Source organism: Actinotalea ferrariae (genome assembly GCF_019733465.1).
Lineage (GTDB): Bacteria > Actinomycetota > Actinomycetes > Actinomycetales > Cellulomonadaceae > Actinotalea > Actinotalea ferrariae_A.
This window is the reverse complement of the sequence record NZ_JACVQL010000322.1, coordinates 1-5,019: the sequence shown is the minus strand read 5'-3', so window position 1 is coordinate 5,019 and position 5,019 is coordinate 1. Positions and strand designations below refer to the sequence as shown.

The 5,019-nt window shown below is 75.0% G+C and carries 5 protein-coding genes and 1 pseudogene; all 6 read right to left on the bottom strand.

The window, feature by feature from the left end; genetic code table 11:
* Nucleotides 1–665: pseudogene (locus tag ICW40_RS18940) on the bottom strand (primosomal protein N'); the annotation flags it as partial.
* Nucleotides 666–772: 107 nt separating this feature from the next.
* On the bottom strand, nucleotides 773–1,981 hold the full coding sequence (gene metK / locus ICW40_RS18935) for a methionine adenosyltransferase (protein ID WP_221655545.1): 1,209 nt from the start codon (nucleotides 1,979–1,981) through the stop codon (nucleotides 773–775).
* Between the two features lie 62 nt (nucleotides 1,982–2,043).
* A complete protein-coding gene (locus ICW40_RS18930; protein WP_221655544.1) occupies nucleotides 2,044–3,369 on the bottom strand; it encodes a bifunctional phosphopantothenoylcysteine decarboxylase/phosphopantothenate synthase in 1,326 nt (441 codons plus the stop codon).
* A 29-nt stretch (nucleotides 3,370–3,398) separates the two neighbouring features.
* Nucleotides 3,399–3,662: a DNA-directed RNA polymerase subunit omega gene (rpoZ, locus tag ICW40_RS18925; RefSeq protein ID WP_182111167.1), complete on the bottom strand. Its 264-nt coding sequence runs from the start codon at nucleotides 3,660–3,662 to the stop codon at nucleotides 3,399–3,401.
* Nucleotides 3,663–3,830: 168 nt separating this feature from the next.
* Nucleotides 3,831–4,403 (bottom strand): guanylate kinase, encoded by a 573-nt coding sequence (gene gmk, locus ICW40_RS18920; RefSeq protein ID WP_260459459.1) that lies wholly within the window; start codon nucleotides 4,401–4,403, stop codon nucleotides 3,831–3,833.
* 8 nt (nucleotides 4,404–4,411) lie between these two features.
* Entirely contained in the window at nucleotides 4,412–4,723 is a 312-nt protein-coding gene (mihF, locus tag ICW40_RS18915) for an integration host factor, actinobacterial type (RefSeq protein WP_182111168.1), read from the bottom strand.
* Nucleotides 4,724–5,019 lie beyond the last annotated feature (296 nt).

Here is a 5,019-nt window from a genome sequence, read left to right as displayed (position 1 = left end):
GCCTGCCACACGGCGCGCGGGGCCTCGCCCGCGCTCGTCCGGCGCAGGAAGGCGCCGCCCCCGGGGACCTCCGCCCACCGCGCCGTCGCCTCGGCGCCGGACCCGGAGGTTCGGGGCGTGCGGCCCTCGACCGGAGCGTCGTGCGTCGGCGGCGTGCTGCTCGCCCCTGGCGCGCCGCCCGTGACCGGCGTGCCGTCCGCGTCGTCGGTGTCCCAGACCTCCTGCTCGACACGGGCGTGCCGGGGCGGCACGGCCAGCCGGAGGACGTCCGCGAGGGTCCCCCCGTACCGCCGGGCCACCGCCCTGGCAGCCGCCAGGACGCTCGGCGCGAGCACGACCTCGCCCGAGACCACGCGTCGCAGCGACGTGAGCTCGCCGTCGTGCTCGGCCTCGTCGCGCCGCTCGACGACGTACCCGTCGACGTCCTGACCCGCGAAGCGCACGCGTACCCGCGTGCCGGGACGGGCGTCCGCCGACATCGCCTCGGGGACCGAGTACTCGAAGAGCCGGTCGAGGTGGGGCTGCGACCGGTCGACGGCGACCAGCGCCACAGGGTTCTCCGTCGCGACCGTGCCGGGCGGGCGTCGCCGCGGACGCCGCGGTGCGGGCAGCCCGCCCAGGGTCAGCTGGACCGCTGATCCCTCCTCGAACGCCACGTCGCCCATCCCATCACGAGCCACCGTCACGCCGGCGTCGCCCACAGGCGGCGCGCTGCTCGCCGCCGACGACGCCCGGCCGCGCGCGGCCTGCGTCCCGGTGGGCCGCGGCCCCCTCAGGACAGCGCGGCGTGGAGGTCGAGCACGCGGTCCGTGCGCTCCCAGGTGAAGTCGGCGAGCTCGCGGCCGAAGTGCCCGTAGGCGGCCGTCCGCGAGTAGATCGGCCGGAGCAGGTCGAGGTCGCGCACGATCGCGCCGGGACGGAGGTCGAACACCTCACGGATTGCGGCCGTGAGGCGCGCGACCGGGACCGTCTCGGTGCCGAACGTCTCGACGTAGAGGCCGACGGGGTGCGACGCGCCGATCGCGTAGGCGACCTGGACCTCGCACCGCTTGGCGAGGCCGGCCGCGACGACGTTCTTCGCCACCCACCGCATCGCGTACGCGGCGGAGCGGTCGACCTTCGACGGGTCCTTGCCGGAGAAGGCGCCGCCACCGTGCCGCGCCATGCCGCCGTAGGTGTCCACGATGATCTTGCGGCCCGTGAGGCCGGCGTCGCCCTGCGGGCCGCCGATGACGAACTGCCCCGTCGGGTTGATGAGCAGGCGGTGGCCCACGGTGTCGAGGTCGAGGTCCTCGAGCACGGGCAGGACGACGTGCTCGGCGACCTCGGGCGCGAGGCGCGCGTCGAGCGGGATGCCCGGGTCGTGCTGGGTCGACAGCACCACGGTGTCGAGCCGCACGGGCCGGTCGCCGTCGTACCCGATGGTCACCTGCGTCTTGCCGTCGGGCCGCAGGTAGTCGAGCGTGCCCTCCTTGCGGACCATCGCGAGCCGCTCGGCGAGGCGGTGCGCGAGCCAGATCGGCAGCGGCATCAGCGACGGCGTGTCGTCGCTCGCGTACCCGAACATCAGTCCCTGGTCACCGGCGCCCTGCGCCTCGAGCGGGTCGTCGAAGCCGTCGGCCGTCGCGTCCTGACGCAGCTCCCAGGCCTTGTCCACGCCCGCGGCGATGTCGGGCGACTGCTGCCCGATCGACACGGAGACGCCGCACGAGTGCGCGTCGAAGCCGATCGTCGAGGACGTGTAGCCGATGCGGTTGAGGACCTCGCGGACGACCTGCGGGATCTCGACGTAGGCCTCCGTGGTGACCTCGCCCGCGACGTGGACCAGGCCCGTGGTGACCATGGTCTCGACCGCGACGCGTGCCGTCGGGTCCTGCGCCAGCATCGCGTCGAGGATGCCGTCCGAGATCTGGTCGCACACCTTGTCCGGGTGCCCCTCCGTCACGGACTCGGACGTGAACAGGCGCAGGTCGTCGCTCATGGTCGTCAGCGTAGTCGGGCCGCGACTGCTCCCCGGACGACCGTCCGTCCCGTGGCGGCGGGTCAGGCGCTGTCGACGGGGGGCGGGACCAGCCGCACGACGGCGTCCCACAGCGCATGCGCGACGGCGTCCTTCGAGCCGGCCGCCCGGCCGACCTCCGCGCCCGTCGCGTCGAGCAGCGTCACCTCGTTGTCGGGCGTCCCGAACCCGCGTCCACCACCCACGGCGTTCACCGCGAGGAGGTCGGCGCCCTTGCGGATCGCCTTGGCGCGCCCGTGGTCGAGCACGTCGCCGGTGCCGTCGCCGGTCTCGGCCGCGAACCCGACGACGACCTGTCCGGGGCGGAGCCGCTGGGCGGCGAGCTCGGCGAGGACGTCGGGGTTCTGGACGAGCTCGAGCGTCAGCCCGGCCCCGTCGCTCTTCTTGAGCTTGTGCTCGGCGGTGGTGCTCGGCCGGTAGTCCGCGATCGCGGCCGCCATGACGACGACGTCGGCGTCGGCCGCGGCCTCGCGCACCGCCGCGCGCAGCTCCGCGGTGGTCTCGACGGGCCGCACGACGACGTCGTCGGGTGCCGATGGGGTCAGCACGGAGGGCTCGACGTTCGCCGCCACGAGCGTCACCGACGCACCCCGCGCAGCGGCGGCGCGGGCGAGCGCCCAGCCCTGACGCCCGGTCGACCGGTTGCCCAGGTACCGCACGGGGTCGAGCGGCTCGCGCGTCCCGCCGGCGGAGACCACGACGCGCAGCCCGGCGAGGTCCTGGCCCCCGTCGCCGCGCGTCGTGCTCTCGTCGGGCGCCCGCTCGCCACCGTTCAGCGTGACGACGCCGTCGCCTGTGCCGTCGCCGTCGGCGTCCGGCAGGGTCTGCCCCACGAGCCGCAGCGCGGCGGCCGCGATGACCGCGGGCTCGGGGAGACGGCCGGGACCGGTGTCGGGACCGGTGAGCCGCCCGCTGTCCGGGTCCAGCACGTGCACGCCGCGGGACCGCAGCGTGGCGACGTTGGCGCGCGTCGCGGGGTGCTCCCACATCTCCGTGTGCATCGCGGGCGCCATGAGGACGGGGCACCGGGCGGTGAGGAGCACGGCCGTGAGGAGGTCGTCGCTGTGCCCGCCCGCCGCGCGGGCGAGGAGGTCCGCCGTGGCGGGGGCGACGACGACGAGCTCGGCCTCGCGGCCGAGGGAGACGTGCTCCACGCGGGCGACGTCGTCCCAGACGTCGGTCGTCACGGGGTGGCCCGAGAGGGCCTCCCACGTGGCGCGACCGACGAACTGCAGCGAGGCGGGCGTCGGCACGACGCGCACGTCGTGGCCCGCCTCGGTGAGGAGCCGGAGGAGCAGCGCCGACTTGTAGGCGGCGATGCCGGCGCTGACGCCCAGGACGATCCGCACGTCAGCCCTCCGGTGGGTGGTGGGGTGGGTCAGCCCTCGGTCGGCGTGACCGTGAGGAGGCCGGCGTTGATCTCACGCATCGCGATCGACAGCGCCTTCTCCTGGTGGCGCGCCTCGACGAGCGGGCCGACGTACTCGAGCAGGCCCTCGTTGAGCTGCGAGTAGTACGCGTTGATCTGCCGGGCACGCTTGGCCGAGTAGATGACCAGCGCGTACTTCGAGTCCGCCGCGGCGAGCAGCTCGTCGATCGGCGGGTCGGTGATGCCCTCGGGTGCGGCGACGGTTCCAGCCATGTGCAGCTCCGTGTTCTCTCAGGTCCTCGTGCGCGAGCCACCCTCGGCGCGGTGGTGCGGGGTGGCGCCAGGCGGTCGACCGGGGTCCGGTCTCGCTGCCCTGCCAGGTCTCCGGCCGGGCCTGCCCGGAGGCGGGCGACGCGGCGCACGCCTGGGCGACGCCCCATCCTACCGCCTGGCCAGGCCCATCACCTCGACCAGCTCGTCCGTCGCGCGCCGCACGTCGTCGTTGACGATGACGTGGTCGAACTCGCTCGCGGCAGCGAGCTCGACGCGGGCCGTCGTCAGCCGACGCTCACGCTCCTCCGCGTCCTCGGTGCCACGGCCCTCGAGGCGGCGCACGAGCTCCTCCCAGGACGGCGGGGCGAGGAAGACGAACCTCGCCTCGGGCATCGCGAGCCGCACCTGACGGGCGCCCGCGAGGTCGATCTCGAGGAGCGCCGGACGGCCCGCGGCGAGCCGGTCGAGGACCGGCTGCCGCGGTGTGCCGTAGCTGTTGCGCCCGTGGACCACGGCGTACTCGAGGAGCTCGCCGCGAGCGACCATCTCGGCGAACGCCTCGGGCCCCACGAAGTGGTAGTGGACGCCGTCGACCTCGCCCGGCCGGGGGTCCCGCGTGGTCGCGGACACGGAGAGCCAGATCTCGGGGTACCGCTCGCGGATGTCCGCCGAGACGGTCCCCTTGCCGACCGCGGTGGGGCCGGCGAGGACGGTCAGACGCGCGGGGGACGTGTCACCCAAGACGCCGGTCAGCCGAACCGCTCGATGAGAGCCTGCGCCTGGTGCGGGCCGAGGCCCCGCAGCCGGCGCGTCTCCGAGATGCCGATGTCGGCCATGATCGCGCGGGCCTTCACCTTGCCGACGCCCGGGAGGGACTCGAGCAGCGCGGAGACCTTGAGCTTGCCGATGACGTCGTCGGTACGGCCCTGCTCGATCACCTCCGCGAGCGAACCCTGGGAGTACTTGAGGCGGTTCTTCACCTCGGCACGAGCCTGGCGGGCGGCGGCAGCCTTCTCGAGCGCCGCGGCGCGCTGCTCGGGAGTCAGCGGGGGTAGGGCCACGCGGGGTCACCTTCTTCACGAGGGGTCGGGGTGGCGGATCGCGTCGAACCTAGCGATCCCCGGGGGTCGACGGCAACGTCGTCCACGAGCGGCGGCGCAGGTCACGCGCCAGAACGCGTGTCCGGCACCACGCGGGCGCCCGGGCCGTGCGGCGCGAGCAGCCCGACGTGCGTCCGTGGCGGGCGCTGCACGGACCGTGGGGCCCCGGTCTCGCGGGCCGCACGTCCGTCATCAGGCAGGCTCGTGCCGCGCGCCTCAGCGCAGGGCCGCGGCCGCCTCGTCGACCGCTCGCGCGG